15 protein-coding genes and 3 pseudogenes are annotated in these 24,759 nt (G+C 59.4%); 1 reads left to right on the forward strand and 17 read right to left on the reverse strand.

The window, feature by feature from the left end:
- Positions 1 to 216: 216 nt before the first annotated feature.
- The 10 genes and pseudogenes from HCN50_RS28840 to HCN50_RS33905 form a co-directional block, all read right to left on the reverse strand.
- Positions 217 to 1,596, reverse strand: a complete 1,380-nt coding sequence (locus tag HCN50_RS28840) for a M16 family metallopeptidase (protein ID WP_311968239.1) — start codon at positions 1,594 to 1,596, stop codon at positions 217 to 219.
- Positions 1,593 to 3,068: a M16 family metallopeptidase gene (locus HCN50_RS28845; RefSeq protein ID WP_235977273.1), complete on the reverse strand. Its 1,476-nt coding sequence runs from the start codon at positions 3,066 to 3,068 to the stop codon at positions 1,593 to 1,595. The genes HCN50_RS28840 and HCN50_RS28845 overlap by 4 nt, the downstream gene beginning before the upstream one ends.
- A 300-nt stretch (positions 3,069 to 3,368) precedes the next feature.
- A pseudogene (locus tag HCN50_RS28850) lies at positions 3,369 to 3,515 on the reverse strand (NUDIX domain-containing protein); the annotation flags it as partial.
- 330 nt (positions 3,516 to 3,845) lie between these two features.
- A complete protein-coding gene (locus HCN50_RS28855; protein WP_171713251.1) occupies positions 3,846 to 5,144 on the reverse strand; it encodes an FAD-dependent oxidoreductase in 1,299 nt (432 codons plus the stop codon).
- 84 nt (positions 5,145 to 5,228) lie between these two features.
- Positions 5,229 to 5,629 (reverse strand): annotated as a pseudogene (locus tag HCN50_RS28860) (adenine nucleotide alpha hydrolase family protein); the annotation flags it as partial.
- A 17-nt stretch (positions 5,630 to 5,646) separates the two neighbouring features.
- Positions 5,647 to 6,489, reverse strand: a complete 843-nt coding sequence (locus HCN50_RS28865) for an electron transfer flavoprotein subunit beta/FixA family protein (protein WP_171713253.1) — start codon at positions 6,487 to 6,489, stop codon at positions 5,647 to 5,649.
- 748 nt (positions 6,490 to 7,237) lie between these two features.
- Positions 7,238 to 8,992 carry a nif-specific transcriptional activator NifA gene (gene nifA / locus HCN50_RS28870; protein ID WP_235977274.1) on the reverse strand — a complete coding sequence of 585 codons (1,755 nt, stop codon included), beginning with the start codon at positions 8,990 to 8,992 and terminating at the stop codon, positions 7,238 to 7,240.
- Positions 8,993 to 9,281: 289 nt separating this feature from the next.
- Positions 9,282 to 10,061, reverse strand: coding sequence for an SDR family NAD(P)-dependent oxidoreductase (locus HCN50_RS28875; protein WP_311966917.1), 780 nt, complete (start codon positions 10,059 to 10,061; stop codon positions 9,282 to 9,284).
- A 739-nt stretch (positions 10,062 to 10,800) separates the two neighbouring features.
- Positions 10,801 to 12,630, reverse strand: coding sequence for an NEL-type E3 ubiquitin ligase domain-containing protein (locus HCN50_RS28880; RefSeq protein ID WP_171713255.1), 1,830 nt, complete (start codon positions 12,628 to 12,630; stop codon positions 10,801 to 10,803).
- A gap of 434 nt (positions 12,631 to 13,064) precedes the next feature.
- Positions 13,065 to 13,320 (reverse strand): annotated as a pseudogene (locus tag HCN50_RS33905) (IS66 family transposase); the annotation flags it as partial.
- 761 nt (positions 13,321 to 14,081) lie between these two features.
- On the opposite strand from HCN50_RS33905, the gene noeE reads away from it, so the two are divergent.
- Positions 14,082 to 15,044 carry a nodulation protein NoeE gene (gene noeE, locus HCN50_RS28885; protein ID WP_283812130.1) on the forward strand — a complete coding sequence of 321 codons (963 nt, stop codon included), beginning with the start codon at positions 14,082 to 14,084 and terminating at the stop codon, positions 15,042 to 15,044.
- Positions 15,045 to 15,785: 741 nt separating this feature from the next.
- Here noeE and HCN50_RS28890 read toward each other — a convergent pair.
- The 7 genes from HCN50_RS28890 to nodC all read right to left on the reverse strand — a co-directional run bounded on the left by HCN50_RS28890 (position 15,786) and on the right by nodC (position 24,753).
- A complete protein-coding gene (locus HCN50_RS28890) occupies positions 15,786 to 16,772 on the reverse strand; it encodes a nodulation protein NodZ (RefSeq protein ID WP_283812131.1) in 987 nt (328 codons plus the stop codon).
- Between the two features lie 397 nt (positions 16,773 to 17,169).
- Entirely contained in the window at positions 17,170 to 19,215 is a 2,046-nt protein-coding gene (locus tag HCN50_RS28895; RefSeq protein ID WP_171713305.1) for a carbamoyltransferase family protein, read from the reverse strand.
- Positions 19,216 to 19,309: 94 nt separating this feature from the next.
- The gene (locus tag HCN50_RS28900; protein WP_171713256.1) at positions 19,310 to 20,098 is read right to left on the reverse strand and encodes a nodulation factor ABC transporter permease subunit NodJ; all 789 of its coding nucleotides are present in this window, start codon (positions 20,096 to 20,098) and stop codon (positions 19,310 to 19,312) included.
- Positions 20,099 to 20,101: 3 nt separating this feature from the next.
- Positions 20,102 to 21,016, reverse strand: coding sequence for a nodulation factor ABC transporter ATP-binding protein NodI (gene nodI / locus HCN50_RS28905; RefSeq protein WP_171713257.1), 915 nt, complete (start codon positions 21,014 to 21,016; stop codon positions 20,102 to 20,104).
- 9 nt (positions 21,017 to 21,025) lie between these two features.
- A complete protein-coding gene (nodU, locus tag HCN50_RS28910; RefSeq protein WP_171713258.1) occupies positions 21,026 to 22,735 on the reverse strand; it encodes a nodulation protein NodU in 1,710 nt (569 codons plus the stop codon).
- Between the two features lie 27 nt (positions 22,736 to 22,762).
- The gene (gene nodS / locus HCN50_RS28915) at positions 22,763 to 23,383 is read right to left on the reverse strand and encodes a nodulation methyltransferase NodS (RefSeq protein ID WP_171713259.1); all 621 of its coding nucleotides are present in this window, start codon (positions 23,381 to 23,383) and stop codon (positions 22,763 to 22,765) included.
- A 14-nt stretch (positions 23,384 to 23,397) separates the two neighbouring features.
- Positions 23,398 to 24,753, reverse strand: coding sequence for a chitooligosaccharide synthase NodC (gene nodC / locus HCN50_RS28920; RefSeq protein ID WP_171713306.1), 1,356 nt, complete (start codon positions 24,751 to 24,753; stop codon positions 23,398 to 23,400).
- Positions 24,754 to 24,759: the final 6 nt, after the last annotated feature.

The following is a 24,759-nucleotide window of genomic DNA, read 5'->3' on the forward strand; positions in this document are numbered from 1 at the left end:
ACCCGGGAGGGCCGCATTCGATGCGACCGTCAGCGGCAGTCTCGACCTTGGTGTTCGACCCGTAGCGGCGTGGCAACAGCATTCAGCAGGAGCGACCGCAGTGACGGACTTTCGTGAGGCCGCCCCTTGATGTAGGCAGGTCGGGCGTCGGCAAATAACGGCTGTAGGACAGCTTGTCCTTAGCGCGTACCGAAAGTCACCTCACGAACACAAAGCTTAATTGGGTGTTGCCGGCGTTGCGGCCGATGGCGCGGTGGCCGGCTGGGCGACGACCTCTGGAGAGCGGCCGACGATGACGGTGAGCAGGCCCTGGCCCCACAGCCGCTGCGCGACCTTCTTGGCGTTCTCCAGCGTCACCGCATCGACGAGGGCGTTGCGCTTTTCAATATAGTCGATCGCCAGCTTGTCGAGCTGGTATTGCAGCAGCGCCCGCGCCAGGTTTGACGACGTGTCGAGCGCCAGCATCTGCGAGCCCTTCAGGTACGCCTTGGCATCATCGAGCTCCTGCTGGGTCGGACCTTCTTCGGCCATGCGGCGGACTTGCTTCTCGACCTCCTCCACGGTCTCGCCGGCGCGATCGGCGCCAGTACCGGTATTGCCGACAAACACGGCGGAATGATCCATCCAGAGCAGCGTCTCATGGACGGAATAGGCAAGCCCGCGCTTCTGGCGGACTTCGCGGAACAGCCGCGATGACAGACCGCCGCCGAGGATGTGGTTGACGACATAGGCGGCCATGAAATCCGGCTCGCTGCGGCGGACGCCGGGACCGCCGAAGGTCACGACCGTCTGCGGCACGTCCAGCGGAACGACAACGAGCTGCGGCGGCTTTGCCGCGACCACATCGGCTACCTCTGTCAACTCCGCCTTGGCCGGCAGGCTGCCAAAGGTCTTGTCGAGCAATTTGCCGAGGACCTCCGGATCGACATCGCCGACGACGGCGATCTTGAGCGTGTCCTTCGCGATCACTCGGCGGACATAGTCCTTGAGATCGGCTATGTCGATTTTCGGCACGCTGTCCAGCGTGCCTTGGGATTGCCGCCCGTAAGGATGGCCTTCGAAGGCGACCTCGAGGAACTTACGATTGGCAAGCGAACTCGGGTTGGTGGACTCACGCCGCAAGCTCGAGAGCGCCTGCGCGCGGATCCGTTCGACGTCGGGCGCATTGAAACGCGGCGAGGTCAGCGCCATCCGCAGCAGGTCGAAGGCCTCGTCCTTGTTGTCCTTGAGCATGCGCAAGGAGCCGCCGAACTGGTCGCGGGTCGAATGAAAGCTGAGCTCAATGGCGCGGCGGTCAAGCCGCTCGTGAAAGGTCTTGGAATCGAGGTCGCCAGAGCCCTCGTCGAGCAGCCCGGCGACCAGGTGACCGACGCCGGGCTTGTCGGCGGGGTCCTGGGTGGCGCCGCCGCCGAAGGCATACTCCATCGCGATCAGCGGGACCGTGGCGTCCTGCACGAACCAAGCTTCGATGCCGCCGGGCGAGACTAGGCGCTGGATCTTGATTGTGGCCTGCGACGGCCGCGAAGCGAGCATCGTCGTCAGCGCGAGCGCACTGCCGCCGATCAGAACCGAACGCCGTTTCAGAAAATAGGTCACGAGCGCTTCTCCTCGCTTTTGGGCGCAACATCCTTGATCAAGTAACCGGTCACTGAACGTTTCTTGTCGAGCCATTTCTGCGCGGCCTCGCGCACCTGCTCGGCGGTGACGGCGCGGATGCGATCCGGCCAGCTCCGGACGTCGTCGATGCTGAGCCCTGTGGTGAGCGCGCCGCCATACCGGACCGCAAGCATTACCTGATTGTCCTGGGAGTAGATCGCCCTTGCGATCAGCTGGGTCTTGACGCGTTCAAGGTCCTCGGCGCGCGCGGGGTTTTGCGCGAGATCGGCGATCACCTTGCCGATGGCGTCCTCGAGCTGGGAGAACTCGACGCCGGGCTTCGGCGTGGCCCAAATCATGAATTGCGAAGAATCGAGCGAGGTGCCCTGGTAGCTCGCGCCGGTTCTGATGGCTAGCTGCTTGTCGATCGCCAGCGAACGATAGAGATAGGAGTTGGCACCGCCGCCCATCAATTGCGCGAGCACGTCCAGCGCAGGACTCTTGCCGGCGGCCGCAGTTGAAGCGGACGGCACGAGATAATAGCGGTGCAGAGTCGGCTGCTCGACGCGCGGATCGGACAATGTCACCGTGCGCGGGGCCGCCGCCGTCGGCTCCTGTGGCCGCAGGCGTTTTGCAGGGATCGAAGGCTGTGCGGGAATGTCGCCAAAATTCTTCTCCACCATCGGGCGGATTTCATTGGGATCGACGTCGCCGGCGATGATCAGGATCGCGTTATTCGGAGCGTAGAAGCGCTTATAGAAGGCGAGCGCGTCCTCGCGGTCGAGCTTCTCGAGCTCCTGGCGCCAGCCGATAATGGGGCGGCCGTAGGGGTGGTTGAGGTAGAGCGCCGCCATCATCTGCTCGGTGAGCCGCGCATCGGGATTGTTGGCGACGCGCATGTTGAATTCTTCGAGCACAACATCGCGCTCGGACAGCACGTTCTCATCTTGGAGAACGAGACCGGTCATCCGGTCGGCCTCGAATTCCATTATCTTACAGAGTTGCTCGCGCGGCACGCGCTGGAAATAGCTAGTGTAGTCGGTCGAGGTGAAGGCGTTCTCGTCGCCGCCAACGCGCAGCAAGGTCTGGGAGAAGGCACCCGCCGGATGATTGGCCGTGCCCTTGAACATTAGGTGTTCGAGGAAATGCGCAAGCCCCGACTTGCCCGGCGTTTCGTCGGCGGAACCGACCTTATACCAGATCATCTGCGTCACGACGGGCGTGCGGTGATCGGGGATCACTACCACCTGCAGGCCGTTCGCAAGCGTGAAGCTTGCAGGTCGCTCCGAAGCGACTGAGATCTGGGCAAGGACGCTCCTGTTTTCAGGAACGTCTCGGAGGCTGGGATTGCTGCTATTATCCTTTCTGTATTCGACTTTGTGTTCGACCGCCAGCGCGGTGGGCGTCATCAAGGCCATTGCAATAGTTGCCGTGCCTAGCACCTTGGTTGTCACCGAACTCCAATTCTTCATGGCATCGCCTTTGGTCGCATAGAGATCCACATTCTGCAGCGCACGATTCTGACAAAGCAGAGAGCCGCACGCCGTTGGCAAACAAGGGAGCAAAAGCCGGGCCAATCGCCTGATGCTTCCGCGCACGGACAGCTGGATGCAAAACGAAGCGCCGCGCGTTTCTTTCTCTAACGAAAGCCAAAGCCGCACTTGTTCAATATCCGCCAACATGTTGCGAACACGATGTTGCACACGAAAACCCACGACAACTCGCCGCCTCGCGCTGGCCTAAATCCTGCGACGCGACATACCGCATAGAGCCTTGATCTCGCGCCAGAGGCACTGCTCCGCTGTTTCGCGGCCGCGTCGGCGCCCGCCAGGAAACAACCAAAGCTTGTCGCGGCGCCGCCGTACCAGGAGTACCCGGCCGCGCTTCGACGCCTGCCACCAGCACGTCCAAGCGATCATCGTTTCGGTCGATCAATATGCGGAGAAAGCGTTTGCAACCGAGACTATTTCCTAAATAGGCCTCACGGTTTCAGGGGCCGGAGTGACCAAATCCCGAGGACGGCGTCGTCTGGGTCTATGGCGCCGGCGAACACGGCGCCCATGGACTTCACCGACTTCGGAATCGAAAACCTGATCGAGCTCGTCCGGATGCACAAAGAAGATCCGACTTGGCTGGCGCTGGTCGCCCGACTAATCCAATCAGCCTGCGGCCTACGCCGGATAGCGTACCACCGAATGCTCGAAGTTCATGTTTCTGGCGTCCATGTTTTCGCTTGAGCTAGTGCTAATTCAGCGCCAGGCGCGCGGCAAGCGGAACCCATCGCCGAAGAGTCCGGTCCATGACCACTCATCGCAAAAGGCTTTTGAGTCCGACTTCTCCTGCCCCGCCTTTGGCCTGCCAGCGGTGCGCGCGAAGTTCAGGATCGCCTTCGAGACGAGCTGCCGATGGGTGAGGAGAAAGTTGTCCGGCTGGGTGTGCATCAGCGCCGGCATATTCTTTTTTTTCAGATCTTCATACGACTCATTCAGCATCTTCTTGTACAGTGAAACACTATTTGAGGTGCTGCGATCGCCACGCGACTTCAGACGGAAGATCGCTTCCGCGGCAATTCGTCCAGAGATCATCGCAACGTTCAGAGGCCCACGATGGCCGGTATTATTCAGTTCGGCGGCATCCCCGACCACCACCCAGCCCTTACCGCAGAGCTGGGGTATGGTGTTGTAGCCTCGTTTCGCGATGAGGTGCGCGGAATATTCCTTGAGCTCTGAGCCGTTGATTAGCGGCACCACCGACGGATGACGCTTGAAGCGATTGAGTAGCCCGTAAGGCGTTTCGCCCGTTCGCTGGAGATCGGAGACGAGGCAGCCGACGCCGAGTGAGATGCACTCCCTATTCGCATAGATGAAACCGATGCCGGTCATACCGCGCGAGATGGAGCCGGCGGCCTCGATCACGACCCCTTCGTCGCGCTTGAGATTGAAACGGGCTTCGATGGTCTCGCGCGGCAAAAGGAGCATTTCCTTGACCTGCAGCGCAACTTGGTCGGGCGCCGGCCGCTCGCGCCAGCCCGCACGCGTCCCGAGCAAGCCATTGACGCCCTCGGCGAGCACCACTACATCGGCATGGATTATGCGATCCTGGCGGTCGGTACGCACACCAATGACGCGGCCGCGGCGGTTCTGCGCCAGCTCTGTAACGGTGGTTTGGTACAAGACGGTGGCGCCGGCCTCCCTCACCTTGCCCGAGAACCATTTGTCGAATAGGGCGCGGATAACGATATGCCGGTTCGGTCGCTTGTCGTTGCGGTCGTTGAAGCGGTAGCGCAGCCCGATATGGGAGCGGCTATCCATTAACCAAAAGCGCTGCTCGACAAGGCGGCGCTCGAGCGGCGCGTCCTCGCGGAAACCTGGGGTCAGCTGTTCCAGGATGTCCGCATCGAGGATGGCAGCCTGCGCGTTCTTTGATCCGGAATATTCGCCGCGCTCGAGCTGCAGTACCTTCATGCCACGCTTGGCCATGGTCAGCGCCGCCGCGTTGCCGGCCATTCCGGCGCCAACCACGATGGCATCGAACCTCTCTTCGATCAAGAGCCTCTCCTTTGTTTGGTGGCGGATGTCCTCAAAACGTACGCTCACCTGCGACGCGGTCGCGTGAATGCGGTGACCGCCCGAGGCGACATCACGGCCCAAGATCTTGGCTTGCACAGCAGGAATTCCGGCTTGTGGGTGTTGACAAGATCGGTTAACGCCATGCTGTAGGACTGGTTGCGGTAATCTGCGAGCATGTTGTCGGCGACGAGATCGACAAGGTCTCGGCGTAGGAAGAATTCGACCGCGGCGCTGCGTGTCGCCTCGCCCTCCGGACCGATCACGACCGCCGCGAGATCAAGCTTCCGCTTCTCGGCGAGCTTGCGGCCCGCGCCCATCAGCTTCCAGGAAATTGGATGCACCTGCCCGGGCTCCTGTTCGATGAAGACACAGACATGCTTGTCAGCGTTGAAACGCGCAGGCAGCGCCTTCTTGGCGGCACGCCGTTCCGCGGGCAACGCGGGAGCTCTCATCACATCGCTCATTCGCCAAGCCCTTCAGATCAGGCATCGCGGGCTAGCGCCGCAAGGTCGGTTTCAAGCTTGGGCTGGTGCTTGAAGATGGCATCGATCAATGCTTGCGCCGGCTGCTCGCCGGCCTCTACCAGCACCGCCTTCTCAGCGCGCGCGGATGGCGCGAAGACACGCTTGACGACGGTCGGCGAGCCCTTGAGACCGCATTTGGAGATTTCCTCGACGCCGGCCTCCTGCGCACTCCATTTCACGATCGGCGCCCGGGCGGCGCGCAACGCGTCGGCCATGGCGCCGCGGCGAATCTGGTTGGTTGCTTCCAGCATGGTAATGAGACACGGCAGCCTGGTGCGGAGCACCTGGACGCCACCTTCGGAGCGCCGTTCCGTTTCAATTGTGCGTGCGGTGAGATCCAGGGCTCTGATCTTTGCGACATAGGTAAGCTGCAGAACACCGAGCCGCTTCGCGACGCCAGGACCAACCTGCGCGGTGTCGCCGTCGATGGTCTGCTTACCGGTGAAGATGAGGTCCGGCGGGCCATATTCCTTGCCGATTTTGCGGATGGCCGTCGCCAGCGCGTAAGTCGTTGCCAGCGTATCGGCGCCCGCAAAGCAGCGGTCGGTGAGCAGTACGGCGCGATCGGCGCCAAAGGTCAGCGCTTTGCGTAACGAGTCCTCGGCTGATGGCGGCCCCATTGTAAGGACGGTGATCTCGCCGCCGAACTTATCGCGCAGCTCCAACGCGGCCTCGAGCGCGAAGAGGTCGTATGGATTAATGATGGTCGGCACGCCCTGACGCATGATCGTGTTGGTCACGGGGTGCACGCGGATCTGCGCGGAGTCGGGAACCTGCTTGATGCAGACGACGTTGTGCATGTGCTTCTCCAGACGTTGCAACGGCTGACCAAGAGAACAGCAAGTGTCGTACCATTGCGCGACTTTCAAAATCAGGCCGCAATACAATGGCTTTTGTGATGCTTGATGTCACCGTAGCCTGACGTTCGCCGACGGAATTGCGACATTCGTCGTGACTACGACAGCCAGGTTCGCGCGGCGTGATCTGCCGTTAATTGGATCAAGGAGAGCGGCCCAAAGACGAGATGCGCTTTGCTTGAGTTGATCCATACGCGATCCCGAGTCTCCGCAGCGGCCGCTGCGCTCACGAGAGAGCGTAAGCCCTGAGCCGACTTGCACGGGACTATGCTTCGCATCAGCGCCGCAATAAGCTTGCGGCGCCTGCGACCGCGAGGCACACGGCGGTCGCTTCGAGCGCAGGCCCCGCACCGCGCAGCGGTCGCTGCATATGACGCCGAGCGAATTGAACGTGATCGAATAGCAACCCATAGTCTCGCTGACGCTATCCGGCCGTGAGCTGATGGTCGATCGTGACATCGCCAACGGATTCGCGATGACAGCATGGCGTTCGCACGAGCGTAGCGGGCATGGGACCGCCGGTGGTCGGGCGGCTGCTCTCGATCATGACAGCGGCGCTGACGCGGGGGGCGCATCCGATCGTGATCGGGTCGAAGTCCGCGCCAAACCATCAAGCCTCTATTTGTTCCTCCAGCTATTCGCCCCAGCGCCGATAGTCACGGCCCCGACAAACCAAAGTCCAACACTGCCGTCAGAAGCGCTTGATCTCGACGCCATATTTTCTCAGGGCGTAGCCAATTTGGCGCGGCGTAAGTCCAAGCAGGCGCGCCGCCTTCGCCTGCACCCAGCCGGATTTTTCCATTGCCGCGATGACACGCTCGCGATCTGTCATTTTCGCACCACCTACGAGGGCTGCGCCGACTGGCGCTAACGGAGCGAGCTCGCTGCCGAAAGGCGGGAGCGATGTAGCAGCCTCGGCCGGCGACGTGGCCGGCTTAGCGTGCACTGGTACGACCGGCCCCGGCTGCGGCGCCATCTCCTCCGATCCGCTCTTCCACAGCATCGCGGAAAGGCACTGGCCGTGGCAGCAGGCAAAGTCGTCTCTCACGATCGATGGTCCCGGTGCCAGAGTCGCGGTCCGCTGCACGCAATTCTCAAGCTCGCGGACGTTTCCCGGAAAACCGCAGTTCATCAGTACTTCAATCGCACTCGCATCGAAGGTAAGCGTACGGCCGTTCTCGCTGTTGAAATTCCTGAGAAACTCGGTGGCGAGGAGCGGAATATCACCGCGCCTTTCACGCAACGGCGGCAGCAGCAACGGAACCACGCTGATGCGATAATAGAGGTCGGCGCGGAACTCGTTCCTTGCCACCGCCTCTTCCAGGTTCTTATTCGTGGCGGCGATCACGCGAACATCGACCTTAATGGTCTGGTTGCCACCGACGCGCTCGAATTCCTGCTCCTGCAGTACGCGCAACAGCTTTGCCTGGAATGAGGCCGAAATCTCGCCGATCTCGTCCAAAAATAGTGTTCCCTTGTCGGCGAGCTCAAAGCGGCCCTTGCGCGCAGTGAACGCGCTGGTAAAGGCACCCTTCTCATGACCGAACAATTCGGATTCCAGCACCGTCTCAGGCAGCGCCGCGCAATTGAGTTTTATAAAGGGCCGCTTGGCGCGCGCCGACCGCTCGTGAATGGCCTTAGCGACCAGCTCCTTTCCGGTACCGGACTCGCCGCGCAACAGCACCGTACTGTTGGATTTGGCTACGACCGCGATCTTCTCGAGCAGCCTGCGCAGCGCCGGGCTGTCGCCAATAATTCCGTCGACATGAACCTTCTTGCGCTCCCGCGCAGGCTGTTTGAGCTCGGTCAATTCCTTTTGCAGCCGGTCCTTCTCCGCCATCAGTCGCTCGCGGTCACACGCGAACAGGCGATGCAGCTTCACTGTCTGCCCCGCTAGGTTGGCGATCATTGTGAGCAGCCGGACGTCGTAATCGAGCCGGGCGCTCGACGCATTGTCGAGGATGCGGTCGATCGTCAGCGTGCCCACGACATTCGCGTCGATGCGAATGGGAACGCCGATGAACGATACTCGCGTGTCGTCGGAGGCCCCGAGCACCTCCTTGTCCGCAGCACTAAAGGCCGGATGCACTGCTACGTTTTCGGCGACGAGCGGCTTGTCCGACGCCACGATCTCGTCGATTACCTTCTGCGGCAGGCGCATCCGGAAGCGCTCGTCGCTGCCTTCGCTCCAGCCGGCGCCCACAGTAATGTCCGGCACGTCATCATCGTGGAACAGTGAGACGATGCCGTGCCGCATCTGCACAAACGATTGCAGAAGATCGACGACGTTGGCCAGCGTGACTTCCAGCCGGCACGGGGCGGTGAGTACTTTCGATATTTCGAAGATCCCGATAATCGCGCTCTCGTACAACGGCACATTAGGGAGCGTATCGTCCGTCTCGGAGCTTGAGTTAGGCCTTTCGCGTACGGAAGGGATATCCAGCATGACGACGTCTCCGTTGTTATGACCATCCTCCCTGTCATCCTGTTCGGATTTGCGAATATTGTGTTGCATGCCATCCTCGATCTCGCCCCCATTTTAGGATGACGCAAGAGATAACTTCTTATTATGGCACGATGGTAAAACTGCATCGCGACACGACGGTAAACTTACAGTGTGCTTTGACTTGCTTATTCTCTGCTCTTCCGAACTCGTCGCGCACATTCCGCGGGAACACGAATTTTATTGATGTAGATCAAATCAGCTGCGACTTGTTTCTTGCAGGTATAGTCGATCACAGGTGTTGGCCGCCATTGATCGGCACCTCGGTGCCCGTGACATAGCTTGCCGCATCCGAGCATAGGAAGAAGATGACTTTCGCGACTTCTTCGGGTGTGCCCACTCGGCGCAGCGGAATATTTGGTACAAGACGCGCTTCCGTGTTCGGCGACAAAATGTCGGTCTTGATCTCGCCGGGCGCGATCGCATTCACGCGAATGCCATATGGTGCATAGTCGTGCGCCATTTCGCGCGTGAGACACGCGAGCGCAGCTTTCGATGTCGCGTAGGCGGAGCCGGCAAACGGGTGCACCCGCGAGCCAGCGATTGAGGTCACGTTGACAATCGATCCTGACGCTGCTTTCAGCTCGTCAAACAGGCCTTGCGCTAGCAGGATCGGTGCCACCAGATTGAGGTGGAACACCCTCATCCAGGTTTCGACTGACGTCGTCAACGACGTCAGTCGCGCGCCATTCGGCGTCTTCGGTGACATGCCGGCATTGTTGATCAATGCGTGCAATGGCGCGCCCGCGAGGCGCTCCTTGACCTCGGCGATGGCGCGCGGCAGCATCCGATGGTTGCTGAGGTCGACCTGGACATGGTTGTCGGCCCCTGACTTCCACGGGCAGCGCCCGCCATCGAACGGTTGGCGCGCGCAAGAAATGATGCGCCAGCCCGCTTCCGAAAACAGCTTTCCGGTGGCGTGACCAATGCCGCGCGACGCGCCGGTTAGCACCAGCGTCTTCTGTTCTCCCTGCTGGATGCGCACTCTATCGGTGTGAAACGGACAGCCCACGTCGGTCGCCGACGGTGGACTAGCGACCGCTTCGTCGTTTCTCAGATCGAGACTCAAACCCGCCTCCCAATTCTCTTGCCCTCGCCCGTGAACGCGGTGCAGGATTTGGGCCACTGTGATGCAAAGGAACGCTCACGCGTTTTGCGGCCCAATGTCGCGCTCGCAACAGCTTGGCGGGTTCCCCACATCGGGCGCGTTTGCTTTCGGACAATAGCAAACGCAGGTGCACAAGCCGATTTTCGAGTCTCGCGTACCGTGCGCGGCGCTACCAGTTTGGCTCCGTCTTGCTCCATGGCCCTAATTCGCGCTGGTTTATCGCAAGTATTGTCAATGCGGTCGGGCCAGGTCCGTCAGCTAAATTGCTGCGCAGATCAACCGCCTGCGAATTCGTTTAGTTCGCTCTCACACCGGTCGATGCGCTGGAATGAGGTATTGCTGTTGAGCAATCCGCCCCTCCTCTACCGGCCACGTCATTCCAATTCATCATTTCGTGATCGAACTGGGTCTCACGATAGGCGGCACCAAGCTCTCCCTTGCAGGCGTTTCTCGACGGCCTTTCGCCATCGCAGTCCTTCTTGAGCGTGACGATGGCACACGGTCGGCTAGCTCGGCTTGCTGCTGCGGCGGCGGAGCTGCCAGGCAGGCATAATCTATCATCTCGATCGCGCAATCGACCGCGGCGACGGCCGAAACAGCAATTGCGAAACAGCAATTGACAACCCTCCCATCAACGGCCGCTTCACAGCTCGAGGCCGTGCCTTGCGAGCACCTGGCGCGTTAGCGCACCCTTGATCTCGCTGGCGATTTCGTTGCGGGTCTGGGCTCCGAGCTCCCGCTCGGCATCGGGGTCGCCTGTCAGGCCATGCTCGGCAAGACGCTGGTTCAAGCGAGTTTGAAACTCCTCGCCCATCGCATCGATGAGCCGCTCCTGCATCGCTGCATGATCTTCGGGGGCGATGCGTCTCAACACGCTATCCCAAGGTTGCCAGCCCCTTGCCAGATAGTCCGCGAATCCCGTCGCCTCTTGGTCCCGCACCGTCGTCGTGGCCCTGGCAACGGCGTCTTCTGTCACGTGAGAGATGTTCAAGAAGCGCATGTCTGGGGCGACGTGCCGCAGCTCCAGGGGGTCGCGCAGCTGGGTCTGGTAGGCAAGATAGACCTCAATCTCGTCGATGTCGGCGTCCGGGTCGGCACGGCGGAGCGAGTTGACCGTCTCGCGCGCGATCCCGTCCAGCGCCCTCAAACGGAACATCACACGGCCGCGCTGAAGCAGTTCGTCGAGCCGCCTGTCATAGGCTCCGTCCTCGACATCAGCGTTCAGGCGTGCGGTCTGCATGCCGTTCCAGGCCAAAGTGATGCGATCCTCGCACCTCTCGCTCGCTCCCAACGCCGCGGCGAAGTACTGCTCGCGCAATCGCGGCCTGACCGCCGCCTGCCGCAGATCCTCGGCCACCGCCTGCCGGAATGCGTCATTGCCATAGTTCACCGTGCCACGGAGCCTGTCGAGGAAGCGTGCGTAGTCCTGAGCACCTGGCTCTTCGGCGAAGCGCTGCCAGGCGGCCACTGTCTCAGTGTCGCCCTCGAGCCAGTGCGCGACAACCTCGTGCAGGGCCTGCGGCTCGACTTGCACCGCTCCCTCGGCCATAGACAAAAAGATCTGCGGGCCGGCATAGTCCCCGGCATGCATGGCTGTCACCAGGTTGGTCAGTACCCCCTCGGGCAGCGGATTATTCTCCAGATCAACGCTGGACTCACGGCCCAGCTGCGTCAGCAGGGTCTCTGGCACGCTGGTCAGCTGGTTGTTGCTGGCGCCGAGCCATAGGAGCTCGGCGGGGATCGTCTCGGGCAGGCTAGTCAGCTGGTTGTGGCTAGCGCTGAGCCATTCGAGCTCAGCCGGGAGGGGCTCGGGCAGATTGGTCAGCTGATTGTAGTCGACGTTCAGGCGCTGGAGCCCGGCTGGAAGGGCGGGCAGACTGGTCAGCCGGTTGCCGCTGGCGTCGAGCTCCTGAAGCGTTGCCGGAAGAGTATCGGGCAGACTGGTCAGCTGATTGTTGTCGACGCTCAACCGCCGGAGCCCGAGCGGCAGGTCTGCGGGCAGGCTGGTCAGCCCGTTGCTGATGGCGTAGAGCCGCCGAAGCCCGGCCGGAAGGTCGGGCAAGCTGGTCAGCCGATTGTTGCTGGCGCGGAGCCGCTGGAGATCGGCTGGAAGGTCGGGCAGGCTGGTCAGCTGATTGTTGTCGACGTTCAGGCGCCGGAGCTCGGGCGGTAGGGGAGCGGACAGGGCGGTCAGGGACAGGGACGACAGATCCAGCGGCTCATCGACATCGCCCGCCTCCCGCCAAGCCCTCGTTCGACTTAGCGCCTCTTGCCGATTCTCGTCTTCGCCCTGCCCCTCTTCGGCAGCCCGGCCCGTCAGGACCTGCGACGAGGCGGGGTCGGCGGCGGACGCCTCCGCCTCGGTCAAGGCCTCGCCCCACTGCGCCGCGGCCGGGAACCCTGGTTCGGAGGTTTCTGATTCGAAAGTCTCGGAAGGAGTGCCAGCGCCAAGCTGGGCCTGTTCTGCATTCATCGATGCCGTCTGCTCGGTAGCCAAATGAAGGGAATGCGCCGGAGCCGCGCTTCTCGAAGCCGGTAGCTCTCACCAGGGATGGTGATCACCGACTAACGAGGAAGCAGGCGATCACGGAGCGCGGTTGCAACCACAGAACCGCCGAACACGCTGCGCCATTCGCCCACAGGGCAGTTGCAGCAAGACCAGTACGTCCGGACGGAATCGACGGTTAACGAAAGGGTTCAGGGTTGTTTCGTTAGGGCAATACATCCCCCTCTCCTCTGCAGCAGATCAAGCCGGACATCGCAGTCCAGATAGACAGCATCTCAATGCTATAAGACTTACCTGTCCAAAAACTGACGAGTTTCGGAAGACTCATAATGCGCCGGTGAAAGCCCATCGACGCTCGAAGCTGCAGCGTCAATGGGGTCTACTGAAGAAAAACTGGTGACGGTCTGGCGTTCGGGACGCCTTTCGCGTAAATCCGCGCACACTCGTCGTCTTGGCTACAGCCTGCTCCGCAAACAGCTCGTCTTTAGTGGCGCCAATTTCCAGCTCTCGAAGATCAGCGCCAAATGGGTCGATCAGCCGCGATGATCGCTCCAGATGGCCGTAGATGTGGCGCTCGAGCTTGGCGATCCTAAACTTCTGATGGGCGATCAGTGCTTCGTCTTCCGAGGCTTTTGCACGGGCAAACGCGAGCGGCGCCCAATACCTTCACCAGCATTCGCATATGACCTCAAAGCTAGACTTAAGGACTTAAGGTCAGATCCTCACAAAGACGGCCGAACTTCACAAGGCGGCCGCCACCGAAGCGATACCTCGAGCGCGATGAGCAGATTTAGATGATCGAGGCCCTGAACGCATGATCCGGACTTATCCAGCGCGTGGATGCATTCCATCAAAACAATCGGTTTTAACAATTGGAAGAAACGGATAGCAAAAAGTCAGTTGGAGAAATTGAATTCAGGCATCCAGAATGGCTATCGATCTTCACCGTGGCTCTGAGAAGATTTCTCAGGTGCAGGGGCGAGCATCAACCGAGGCGCATGCCCATTGCGGCCACCTTCGCCGGCGGCCACGCAAGCTGCACCGCGCCGGCTCAACGCGACAAGCGCCCCCCGCGTCGCAAGCACTTGCCTCCGATAAATCTCCGTATAGCTTTTCCAAACCTTTTTCGTATCACACGCCTATCTACGTACAATTGAACTAACTGTCGACGTCGCCTTTGCTTTGCGAGCAATCAGGAGCTGCCGATTGCAGGTGCCAAATGCTTCTGCGATCCGGCCAAATGGATCGAATTCCATAGCTCGCAGATCATGCGGAAGATGCAGGCGAAGTCCTCCTCATGTCACGATGCTGCGCACGCGGGCACATGTGGAACAGCACGGCTGCCGTTATTTCTTTCAAAGGGACAAAGGGAGGCTCGGGCGGCCGCTCGCGTCGTCCAAGCATAAGGGGGTGGAATCATGAGCCGAGATGCCAACGATTTGCCTGCGGTCTGCTTTCTCCTCGGCCTTCCCCGGTCGGGGACGACGCTGCTGTCGCATTTGCTCCAGCAGCACCCAGATATTGTGGCGCCGCCTGAGCCCTGGTTGATGCTGGCACTTGAGGCATTTGGCCGGGTGGACCACCGTCACCCAGCGGGGGCATCACTGATTCAGGACGCCACCTCCGAGTTTTTGGGCCGAATCGATCGTACTATCGTCAGTCGCGCTTTTGCTGATGCGGCTTACGGCCAATATTTGGCAGCAGCGGGCAAGCGTATCTTCGTAGACAAGACGCCGCGTTATTGGATGGTCCTCGATTTCTTGGATTCTCTCTATCCAGAAGCGCCACACATCCTTCTATTACGTAATCCCTACGCTGTTGCCGCTTCACTGAAATCGACGTGGGGCATCCCGCTGGTGCCAGAAAGCTGGCCGCCCGCCAGCCTATCTGATCTCTCCGATCTTGTGCTTAGCCTGCCTCCCGACATCACATCTTCTCTCGCCGATCTCGTTCTGGGCCTACCTGCGCTCGCCGCGCACCGAGGTCGGCGGCAGACGCAGGTGGTGCGGTACGAACATTTGGTGGCGTGCCCCGATGAGGAAATCCGGCGCGTCATCGCTGGGCTCGGTTACGATCCAACGGGCATTGCATCGGCGACGATGCAGCAGCCGGAATATCTTCGCTCCAGTCGCTTCGGGGATCGAAAAATCTTCGAGAGAAAGGCAGTCGATGACCGCTCAGTGTACACTTGGCAAACTGAACTGAGCATTCAACAGATGCAAGCAATAACGGATGCAATCGGCGATGAGCTTTTGATAGAGCTCGGTTATGAGCAGGAACTTCGGCACGTTCAGCAAGCCGGGATCGTGGATCAAGGCCGGGCCGTAACCGAACAATATCGTCAGATATTTCAAACCTGGTGGGATTTACGCCGCGCCTAGCGAGGAGCCCGTGCGGCATCTGGCGGAAACCGATGCGCCAAACAGGCAAGCTGAAGAGAACTCCTCCTCGGCTTTCGACCCTCCATAGTTCGGAACGGCAACGTCTAGCCGAGCCCAACATGGAGGAGAACTTACGCCTGGCGAATTCGATAGCGGCTCAGTTGGAACAGGCGCTCACGCTGTCGGAGACCGATCGAGCTGCTGGATTGAATGCTATTCGTGATCGCGATGCGGCCATCGAGTCGTTGCGGGCGACAATCGTATGGGTTTATCCGCCGGGAAGATCAGCGGGCGCAAGGGATATTCAGCTACGACCGGTTTAGAGCAGCGCGTTCCCCTTGCGGGCGATCCGCGAGCTAATTGAGGCAGCGCTGAAGGAGCTGTCGCGAGACTTCCGGAGGCTTTACGCCGGGAAGCCGCTGGTCGATCCCGCCCGAGCGGCTCTTTGCGGGCTCTGCTGCTGGAAACGTTCTACACGTGCGATCTGAGCGGCAGTTGGTCGAGCAGCTCGACCACTATCTTTTTCCGCTAATTTGTCGGACTGTCGATCGATGATCCCCTGTGGGATGCCACCGTGTTCCACACGAACCGTGATCGGCTGCTCGATGGCGATAGTGCGACGACGTTCTTTGTCGCAGTTCTGAACCTTAACGAAAGACAACATCCGACATCACGAACGGCGATGCTGCGCAAATGCGAAGGGCGCGCCGATATGATCGACGACGGTGCGGGTTGCAAGTTTCATAAAGCCAGGAGATGTTCGGAGGATTCATCAATCAAGATCAACCGACTAGGATCGTTCAAATCGAACTCAATAATGCGTGGCGCCAAGAGGCGGGCATAGCGCGTGAAGGCGCTAGTCGGTGGAAAGCGAATCACGGTATCGCATCGCCCGAGAAGATACATCTCGATGAGAGCGGAGATCCCGCCGTCGGCTCCCAGTGCCGCACTATGTAATGGCCCAGCCTGATCCGCCTGGAAGCGTTTTGGGATCGTGAAAAGATCGGGAAACACACCAGACAACTTGTGAAGCACCTGCGCGCTGTCCGTACACAGTAATACCCTCACAGGTCCTCGATGAGATAGCGCTTTGGCTGTATCAATGGCAGTGCATACTTGCCGCAAGGCGAGCTCCGGATCCGCCCAGTAGGGCGTGTGCCCCATTATATCTTCGCCGTTGCCGTGCCGAACATGAACCCCGATTATGCTGCGCCCTTCAAAGTGCTCTTGATATAGGGCGTCAATCCGAGCTTGAATTTCAGGCCTCGGTTTGATGCTCCGAAATATCTGTCGTTCGGCATCCTGATCGCAACGCCACATCAAACAAGCATCGCACACCACGGTGTTGGCTTCACTATCATATTCGGCTTGGAAAAGCTCACTCAGCTCGTCACGTTCTCGGAAAATCTGTTCATCTGGGCGGTAAACGCAGTCGATCGATGGCTGATTCCACCATGACGGGAAGAAAGGCCCCGGGAATGAGAGCTGGTTGATCTTGTCATCGCAGATAACCCGTACGCCAGCGATGTCTTGAATTGGCTCGAAGAACACCGGAAAGGCGTTCGTGAAGGGTTGATCAAGATAACAGGAACCACGCCAATCAATGGCTAGAGTACGCCCCGTCCGCTGCGCATAGCGCCAGGCTGACGCCAGTGACCACAGGCAATCACCGAAACCAGTACGTCGTCGCGAAACAACGAACCGGTCGTTCATCGAGCCAACAAGCATTTGTGTTCCTCGTTAAGGGAATACCGCCCGAGATAAGGACGCTACGGAAACTCTACGTATGGCCTCGCACGATGCTGTCGTCAGCGATCGTGATGTTAGCCAATTTGGCTGGTAGAACTTCATATGCCACTGCCATGGAGGAGCCGCGCGAAAATGTTGCCGCCGACATGCTTGATTTCAGCCCTATTCCCCTTATTGCAACAGCTCTTCGAAGCACTTTCCGGCATGTACCATGTCGAACAGAATCTCTGCTGCTGGTGGCGCTTGCCGTCCTGAGCTGCTGCTGTGGCGCAGCGCCCAGACTACAAGCATGAGCCCAGCTACCGGATATGCCGCACTCAGGGGCCCAGCTGCGCCCCGCATTTGGAGACATGCACACGGCCATATTCATGTCCCGTTATGCTTTCTCCAGCATTTGATCACAGTCTTGATGCGCGCGAGCAGCATGTGAAGGATGCAGCCGAATGCGGCGCTGCTCCCATAATCCCCGCAGTTCCTTCACGAGAGCTTCACGCCTAGCCCGATCGAAAGTAATTGTATCCAGGAGATCCCCAAGCACGGCTTCGCCCTCGATCTGCATCAGTAGATCGAACGCATCCTGTGAAATACGCACACTGTCGCCGCTGGAGTGGCCGGTGCGGATTTCGCACACAGTCTCCTGGCGATCTGGCCCTGTGTAAGCGCGGACTCGATAGAGGCGTGCATAAGGTGGCAATGAAACCGCGAGCGCAGTCCAATCCTCCAACGTCGCCGCGCGCTTTTTGACGAGGAACGGCCCGACCACAAGTCCATCCAACTCTGTCGTCAGAAATGTGGTAATCGCATCTGCAACCGAATCCACGATCGGCTCGGCATTGTTGTTAAAGGACGTATTGAGCAGAACTGGGATGCCCGTCCGCTTCTTGAACGAATTAATAACCTCCCAGTAGGCGGGATTTGTCTTGCGCGATACTGTTTGCAGTCGCGCAGTGCCGTCGACGTGCGTTATAGCACCGAGCACGCTTTGCTTGGAGTCGCGCACGCGAACTACAAAGTTCATAAAGGGAAATTCGCGCGTACCGTCGGCGAGGTCGAAAAATTCGCTCGCATCTTCCTCCAGCACTGATGGCGCGAACGGTCGATAGCCTTCGCGCTTCTTTACCATCGCGTTGATCCGGTCCTTGTTTGCGGCAGGCCGAGGATCGGCAAGAATGCTGCGATTGCCAAGCGCTCGTGGCCCGAACTCCGAACGACCCTGCACCCACCCGATCACGGCGCCATTAGCCATCCAGTCGGCTGCGCAACTTGCCACGTCGTCACTGCGTTCGACGTCAAGGTGTCCACCCCATGCATCCAGTTCCTGCTGCACGGCGCGCTCGCTCCCGAGATCAGGACCCCAGTAGACCTCCTGCAGCCGCTCACGTGGCGCCGGCCGGCCCAGCTCGTTAGACATCATTAGTGCAGCGCCCAATGCGCAGCCAGCGTCATGCGCCGCGGGTTGCACGAAGATGTCTTCGAAAAGCCCTGAATACAGCAGCTTACCGTTCATGGTGCAATTGTGGGCTACCCCTCCAGCCAGGCACAACCGCTTCATACCGGTAGCCTCGCGATGATGCCGGAGAATGTGAAACACGATCCGTTCCAAGGCTTCCTGCAATGAAGCACTCACATCTCGATGCTGCTGCGTGAATGGCATTCCCTTTCGCCGGACCTGGATGCTCCGGCGCAGCGTCGGACCGATTCGGTCGAGATAGACGCGGTAGCCACCGCTATCTAAAAGTTCGTAGAACTGCTCGAAGAGCTCACGATGGGGAGCCGGATCCCCGTAAGGGGCAAGCCCCATGACCTTGTATTCATCGAATAAGCCGTAGCCCAGACACCGGATCGTCTCGAGATAAAATAGCCCTAGGGAATTATTCTCCGGGAAGCTCACGAGTTGGGTCACCTCGGTTCCAGACCCCACAGCTAAGAGGCCGGAGAGAAAATCACCACCGCCATCGATCGCGAGAATTAGACTCTGCTCGAAGCCAGACATCGCAAAGGCGCTTACGCCGTGCGCCTGATGGTGACTTACGAAAGAGACACGCGACGGATCGACCTCGGTACCAAATTCCTGCGCTAGTAAGCTACGCATCAACAGTTTGGCATCCAAAGGAATGGAGACGTCCGGCCGGGACCCGAACAGGCCTTCGAGCATAGCGTTGCAATAGGCCTCGGTCGCGTAGAACGCGATATGATCGATGTCGCTGAGCTGAACCCCTGCGGCTGCAAGGCAGTACTGAATCGAACGGCTTGGAAACTTGTTGGAGTGCTTGATCCGATTGAGGCGCTCCTCTTCGACGGCCGCTATCACACGTCCGTCCCGGACGAGCACCGCAGCGCCATCGTGCAGAAATGTGTTTGAAAGCTCACGTGTATTTTCATAGACTTTGTCTAGCCCGCCGCTCACTCCTAGACACAACATCTCATTCTCCATTTATCGTAACACGAAGCCCAATTGACCTGCCGAATTCGCGGTACTGCATCGTGTCTCGCCATCGCTTCTGCGGAATGTCGGGTTAACGCATCAGCCGCCGGCGAAACAGCGCGATCGAGAGGAAGAACGGCAGCACCGCGTACATGCACAGTGCACCGATATGCAGGCCGATGCCGCCGGTCGGGAGCCCAAGCATCACTGGGCGGATGAGGTCGACCGAATGTGCCAGCGGCAATAAGCCCGCCACGCGCTGAAATGCGCTGGGCATCTGGCTCACCGGAAAGACTGCGCCGCACAGGAACACCATGGGTGTGACGACCAGCGTCTGGTAAAACACGAAATAATCGTAGCTGGGCGCAAGGGATACGACGACCATCGCTAGACTCGCGAAGACGAAGCCAGTGATTGCGATTGCTGGTATCGAATAGATGATGGATGCCCACGCTGCGTAGCCCAGGGTCACGGCAACCACTGCTATTGCCGTTCCTGCCAGAACGGCTTTGGTGGCTGCCCAGGCCAATTCACCGAGAACGATGTCGCCGAGCGTGAGCTGTGTGCACAAGATTGCTTCCCAAGTGCGCTGAGCACGCATGCGGGCGAACGCCGCATACATTGTTTCGAAGGTGGCGGCGGTCATGGCGCTAGTCGCGACCATCCCACCAGCCAGAAACGCGATGTATGAGGTGCCGTCAATGAGCCCCACAATTATTCCAAGGCCAAAGCCGAGGCCAAACAGATTAGTCATGGGATCGGCGAGATTCCCGAGAACCGATGCAAGCGCGACTTTCCTCCACGCCAGAAAATTCCGACGCCATACAGCGACCCAGTTGTACGCGTTGGCGGGCATGACGGCAGCGTAACCTTCACGCATCGTTCATCTCTCCATTTCCCGCCCGGTCAGCCGTAAAAAGACATCCTCGAGATTCGCAGGACGCTGCAGAAGGCGTAGACCTACGCGCCCGCGCAGCTGCACGAGTACCTGCTCGGGATCTGGCGCATAGCAAAAAAGCGTCTCGCCGCTCACTTCAATATGCCGCGCATACGGCCGGATCAGAGAAGATAGCTCGTGCGGATTGCCGCCATAGATCTCGATCACTTGACAGCCGATCTGCTCATCGATCAACGCGCGAGGCTCGCCTTCTGCGATCTTGCGTCCTGCCTCAAGCACACACAGCCGATCGCACAACCGCTCGGCCTCTTCCATGAAGTGGGTGGTCAAAAGAATGGTCTTGCCTCGCGCCAGCAGCAATCGCAGGCGTTCCCAGATTAGGTGGCGCGCGTGCGGATCTAGACCGGTGGTAGGCTCGTCCATCACCAGCAAATGGGGGTCGTTGATCAGCGCACGCGCCAGCGTCAGCCGCCGCTTCATGCCGCCGGATAGTTCGGCGACGCGAGCATCCGCCTTGCTCTCCAGGCGAGCGAACTCGAGCAGTGCTGGCACAACTGCTTCGACCTCGCGGGCGCTCATGTTGAAGTAGCGCCCAAATACCAGCAGGTTCTCGCGGACGGTGAATTCCAGTTCGAGGTTGTCGAACTGCGGCACCACGCCGATGCGCGCACGTGCCAGGCGAGCACGCGCCGGTACGGGCTCGCCGAGCACGGTCATCTTGCCGGTGTCTGGCGCTACCATGCCGAGAACCATACGTGCAATCGTGCTTTTGCCCGCCCCGTTTGGTCCGAGGAGGCCAAAGCACTCTCCCGATGCGACAGCAAAGGACAGCCCGTCGACGACGATTTTGTCGCCATATGACTTCCTTACGCAGCTAAGGTCGATTGCTACGGTGGACATATGTTGATCTTAGACTGAAAGGAGGCGTTCGGCCGGCGATCGTTCACTTACGACCGTTTTGGTCCATAGCAGGCCGTCGCACCATACGTGTTCAACGCGTCCCCACTGGCAGGCTGCTGCGGCATCCGGAAAAAATCCACGTCCATGGTGGTTGGCACTTGTATTGCAAAGCAGCGGAATGCCCGTGAGCTCTTCATATTCGACGAGGAGCTCCGCGATTTTGTGCGGAGAGGTTCTGGGAACGGTCTGCAGTCGCGCAGATCCGTCGAGATGCATAATAGCGGGGACTTTGTTCCACCATTCTGCCCGTGTCTGGTGATCGAAAAGCATGTAAGGATCCGGCGTTCCGGGGCTGAAAATCTCCGGCGCACGATCCTCCAGGCATATCGGCGCGACTGGCCGAAAGAGTTCGCGGAGCTTGATGTCGTTGAGATGATCCTTCATTGCCGGCGAAGTCGCGGCTGCCAGAATGCTTCTGCCACCCAATGCTCGTGGTCCTAGCTCCGCGCGACCGGCGAGGAAAACCACTGGCTTGTTGCTCGCAAGGATGGTCGCAAGTTCACGCATACTGCATGGCGCAGCGTTCCATTCGGACGACACATCGCTGGGTCTCAGTGCCGGGCCACTGTAGACCGACCATTGCAGCGGCACGAATCCGTTATCCGCCGCCATTGCGGAGCAAGCGGCACCGATTGCCGAGCCGCTATCATTCGGAAAGGGCGGCACCCAGACATCATCGAACAGGCCGGTCGCACGTAGTGCACTGTTCCATTTGATATTGAGACCGCAGCCTCCGGCTATGCACAAATTGCGCGGCCCCGGAAAACACGAATGCCGCTTCAAAGCAATCGCCATTTGGCGGATAAGGAGACGCTCGAGGAAACAATGAAACGATGCAAGTACATCTTCGGGCAGCTTATCTTTCAATCGGAGCTCGCTCGCGTCGAAGAAGTCGTGCATAGCCTCAAGTGAGGCCTCCTCGCTATTGACCTCCGCACGATGATGACGAGCATGCTCCGTGTCGCCCGCAAAGCGCTCCTCGTAGAGCTCCTGAAATACCGCCACGATGCCTTCATCAACAGAACCGAGTGCGATATAGGCCATCAGCTTGCCCGCAACACCAAGGTCCCAGCTAGTACGGCTCGCCTGCCTATAAGGTCCGAAGTGATGGCCCGCGACAGCATAAGCATGGCCTATGATCGGAAACAGGCATTCGATGAAGCGCGCGCCGCGGGGTTCTACGTAGTAGAGACGTGGAAAGATGCAGCCGTCCCATACCAGGCAGAAGGCGGGTTGTCCGGCTTTAGCAAAAGGGCTTGTGCAGTATGCGGAGGCCACATGGCCTGTCACGTGCGGATAGCTTTTATAGGGAAAGACCTGGCCGTCGAGCATCAGGTTAAAGCCGTCGCGCGAAGTGAGAAGGCCGTGGGGATTCCGTTCAAAATACGGCGCCCCTTTGAGAGTGATAGGTGCGCCCCCGCTGAGGACCTGGAATTGCGACTCGACCTGCCCGTCCCAGCCGTCGATGACGAACTGATCGACGTCCTGCGGATCCAGACCATGCTCCGCCAAAGCGACAACAACTGCGTCAAGATTGTCGATGGTTTGATACCGCGGATTATTGCCCCGTTTCTCCTGCTCGATGCAAAAGACAAGCCGTCCGTCCTCCACCAGAGCAATCGCCCCGTCATGCGTCAGCTTGATGCCGCAGATGCGCATAGTGTCTCCTCAGTAAATGGATTTAATCTAAACTCGAACCGGATTCCGAAAGTAGACGAGCAAGCCGTCTTCGTTAACCGACTGACCCTTGCACTGTACGCGCTCGACCTCGATCAACGTTTCATTGAGCATGGTGATGACCGACTCGGCACCAGCAGCGTGCCCCCAACGCCTGCAGGCGGCATCACGCGCCGATCCAAAGACCAGATGCCCACCTGGCGCAAGCATCCGCACCAGATTGCGGATGGCCGCGCGGATCTCAGTCATGTCTTCGAGGTAATAGAGAACTTCCGCCACGACGATCAGATCAAACAACTCCGGGGTCGAGAACTCTTGGATATCGGAAGCTATCCACGTGATGTGCGACCACCTCTTCGTCCGTTGGCACGCTCGACCGATCGCTCGCGGCATAACATCGACCACCGTGAGCCGTTCACAGTGGGGTGCCAGCTTTTCAGTGAATGCGCCGGCTGCGCACCCGACTTCGAGAGCATGTGTAATAACTCCTTGGGAAAGCGACAGCCGCAGCATTTGCGTGTGACGCTCCCGCTCGAACGGATTACCGTCGAGCCGCCACGGATCGTCGCTCGCCAATTCGAGGTCTAACAATTGATATTTCTTGTTCTGGCTCACGACTTTTGCACCCATCGTAACGTTCAAGTTCACTTGCCGCTGCAAATACTGTTCGACGTCACGAACCTCGAAGACCGGCGCGAAAGATCCGTCCTGGGAACTGACCCAGCAATGACCGGACCTCCTTTAGCGCTTGGTCCTGCGACCGGCTTTGGGATGACGACCTGTCTTTCGCTCTCGTTTGGTAACTTTGCAGACTTGCGTGACAGCCAATCGCTATTGCTCAATGTACACAATGCATAGGCTTTCACGGGAAGTAAGAGTAAGATGTTGATGAGTGTGTGCAGAGAAAAGCCGAGAAATCGAAGTTCGCGAGCCCGAAACGCTGCAACGCTGCAGCGAACCACGGTCATTGATGCGACAATCAGTCCTGTCCACCACGGTATTGTGGCTGTGAGTGCGAGCTGCGCGAGCGCCGCTAGCGATGACACGGCGAGAAGCAGCGGGCCGAGATTCTGTCCGACTACATCTAGCGTGAGATAGCGATCAAGTTCGGGCAACAGGCGCAGCGCAAGGAAGGTGTCACGGAAAGTGCTCCGTGCCCAACGGAGTTGTTGGCGCAGATACGGCCCTATTCTATCCGGAACCACTGTTGCCGCGACGGCATCGGGAACGTACTCGGTTTGAAACCCTGCTTTCAACATGAGGATCGTGAGGTGGCGATCCTCGCCGAAGTCGCTTGGCTTTCCCCGAAAGAACTGCGTCTCGTACTGATCCAGCAGCAAAAGGAGCGCGGAACGGCGATACATGGCACATGGGCCGCAGCAGCACATAACGGCGCCGAAGCGAGCCTGTGCCGCGCGCTCCTCGTTGCAAGCCAACCAGTACTCCATGTCGATCAGCCGAGTTAACCAGGTGTCGTTTCGGTTGCTCGCCGTCAACTGACCCATGGCCGCCCCGATCGCTGGATCCTGCATCTTTCGTGCAAGTTTCGTGACTACATCGGCGGCGAGTACCGTGTCCGAATCGACGTTGAGCACCAACTCTCCAGACGACCCACGTATCGCGGCGATCTGCGCCTTCCGTTTTCCGACATTCTTGCCCAGCAGAATAAAGCTGAACCTCGGGTCGTCAGCGTAGGCGTCGTGAACGGGTGCTACAGCGTCGAGATTTCCGGAACCGTCGTCAACCACATAGACTTGCAGTTTCCCGGCGTAGTCTTGGCTTGCAATGGATCTCAGACACGCTGAGAGCGTGCGCGGGTCCTCGTTGAAGCAGGGGACGATGACGTCCACGCTCGGCAAAGCGCCGGAGACGGCCACGTCGTCCGAAGACGATGATACGTTTGTCGGCAGAGCATAAAGCACCTGCGCGCTTTTATAGAAAGTCGAGAGCAGCGCATACAATGAAATAGTGACAGTGCTGGTCGTAGCAAGAAGATTCATAGGTGT

Source organism: Bradyrhizobium archetypum (assembly GCF_013114835.1).
GTDB classification, from domain to species: domain Bacteria; phylum Pseudomonadota; class Alphaproteobacteria; order Rhizobiales; family Xanthobacteraceae; genus Bradyrhizobium; species Bradyrhizobium archetypum.

What these genes read in the sequence shown, in the direction of transcription:
- HCN50_RS28845 (WP_235977273.1), bottom strand. Translation starts at nt 3,068, where the DNA reads ATGAAGAATTGGAGTTCGGTGACAACCAAGGTGCTAGGCACGGCAACT.
- HCN50_RS28865 (WP_171713253.1), bottom strand. Translation starts at nt 6,489, where the DNA reads ATGCACAACGTCGTCTGCATCAAGCAGGTTCCCGACTCCGCGCAGATC.
- nifA (WP_235977274.1), bottom strand. Translation starts at nt 8,992, where the DNA reads ATGCTGGATATCCCTTCCGTACGCGAAAGGCCTAACTCAAGCTCCGAG.
- HCN50_RS28880 (WP_171713255.1), bottom strand. Translation starts at nt 12,630, where the DNA reads ATGAATGCAGAACAGGCCCAGCTTGGCGCTGGCACTCCTTCCGAGACT.
- noeE (WP_283812130.1), top strand. Translation starts at nt 14,082, where the DNA reads ATGAGCCGAGATGCCAACGATTTGCCTGCGGTCTGCTTTCTCCTCGGC.
- HCN50_RS28890 (WP_283812131.1), bottom strand. Translation starts at nt 16,772, where the DNA reads ATGCTTGTTGGCTCGATGAACGACCGGTTCGTTGTTTCGCGACGACGT.
- HCN50_RS28895 (WP_171713305.1), bottom strand. Translation starts at nt 19,215, where the DNA reads ATGTTGTGTCTAGGAGTGAGCGGCGGGCTAGACAAAGTCTATGAAAAT.
- HCN50_RS28900 (WP_171713256.1), bottom strand. Translation starts at nt 20,098, where the DNA reads ATGCGTGAAGGTTACGCTGCCGTCATGCCCGCCAACGCGTACAACTGG.
- nodI (WP_171713257.1), bottom strand. Translation starts at nt 21,016, where the DNA reads ATGTCCACCGTAGCAATCGACCTTAGCTGCGTAAGGAAGTCATATGGC.
- nodU (WP_171713258.1), bottom strand. Translation starts at nt 22,735, where the DNA reads ATGCGCATCTGCGGCATCAAGCTGACGCATGACGGGGCGATTGCTCTG.
- nodS (WP_171713259.1), bottom strand. Translation starts at nt 23,383, where the DNA reads ATGGGTGCAAAAGTCGTGAGCCAGAACAAGAAATATCAATTGTTAGAC.
- nodC (WP_171713306.1), bottom strand. Translation starts at nt 24,753, where the DNA reads ATGAATCTTCTTGCTACGACCAGCACTGTCACTATTTCATTGTATGCG.